Below are 1,335 nucleotides of genomic sequence, written 5' to 3'. Positions count from 1 at the left end.
TATTGTCTAGTGACGGAGGGGTGTGTTTGTTTACGGAGACGAGTACGTACGGTGAGTAAAGCTAGGGAGTCGTCGGCAGCTTCAGATGTGTAGAGGAGACAGGCACCGGCGAGGGTAAATACGTGATGTCCCAAGACCAAAGCTGGTTCGGCCCGTTCGCAGCGTGCGTCGTGGGTGCCGGATGCCTTTTCGGGCGCTGAACGCGGCCCCGGCGATGCTGCTGATCGGCGGCATGCAGCACCCGATAAAAGCTGCTTTCAGACGCGAGATAACGGCCCTGATCGGCCAGCCGGGGCACGATCTGGCTCGGTGGAAGATGCGCGTATTCCGTGCTGTTGCAGAGCTGCAAGATCGTCTCGCGTTCAGCATCAGTCAGGGCATTCGCCGGCGTGGGCCGCGGCGTGGTCGTGCGACCATCGGCTTTCGGCGCGCCTTCCTGTGTCCAGCGTTGCAGCGAGCGCAGACTAATCGCCAGTTCCTTGCAGGCGACTTGTTTTCGGGCACCGGCGGCCATGGCTTCAGCAATCCAGGCGACATAATCCTGCCGGACCGACAGCGCCGTTAGCTGTCCTCGCTGTCGTCCCCCCAGTAGGCATTGAGCTTTTTTCGCAGTACCAAAATGGCAGCCGCCTCCGCCAGCGCCTTGTCTTTGCGCCTCAGCTCACGCTCCAGTTCGCGGATACGTTTCTTGTCAGCCTTGGCCTGTTCGCGATCGAGCTGACGTTGGGCCTTGGCCGTCTGCTGACCCGACAGACAGGCGTCACGCCACGCTTTGACCTGCTGGGGATACAACCCTTTACTGCGGCAGTATTCGCTCAGCTCGATTTCAGACAGCGCGGCGGTCTCAATCACCACCGCCAGCTTGGATTCAGCTGACCAGTTATCCGTTAACTTTTGATCTCCGGGCACCGCAGCGCCTCCCGCTTTGGCCTGTTTGCGCCAAGCATACAGGGTTACATCGGAGATGCCTTCCTGGCGGGCGAGCTCGGCCACAGACATATTGTGTGGCGGTAAAAGCTTCTTCAGCAGGGCCTCTTTACGCTCGGGTGAATAACGTCGCATCGCATGACTCTTTCCGTCCCCGGGACTTTGGTTTAGATGAAACTGATCAGGCGACAACTACCCTGACACCGGGGGGGGTCCCTGTCTCTTATACACATCTCCGAGCCCACGAGACTCCTGAGCATCTCGTATGCCGTCTTCTGCTTGAAAAAAAAAAATCTGATGGGTAAGTCAGCTGAGTTACATATTGCGCAACTGGTAATTGGTAAGTAGGTCTATACTTCGCTGACTACGAAGTGAAATGATTTGCGCGTCAAGCGTTTGGTGCAACCA

General features: G+C 57.7%; 1 pseudogene. It reads right to left on the bottom strand.

Going from position 1 to position 1,335, the window contains the following annotated elements:
* Positions 1-103: 103 nt before the first annotated feature.
* Positions 104-1,062: pseudogene (locus MPRO_RS24970) on the bottom strand (transposase); the annotation flags it as partial.
* Between the last annotated feature and the right edge of the window lie 273 nt (positions 1,063-1,335).

The sequence above is a fragment of the Marinobacterium profundum genome, from assembly GCF_001528745.1.
Lineage (GTDB): Bacteria > Pseudomonadota > Gammaproteobacteria > Pseudomonadales > Balneatricaceae > Marinobacterium_A > Marinobacterium_A profundum.
This window is presented reverse-complemented; position numbering and strand designations above follow the sequence as displayed.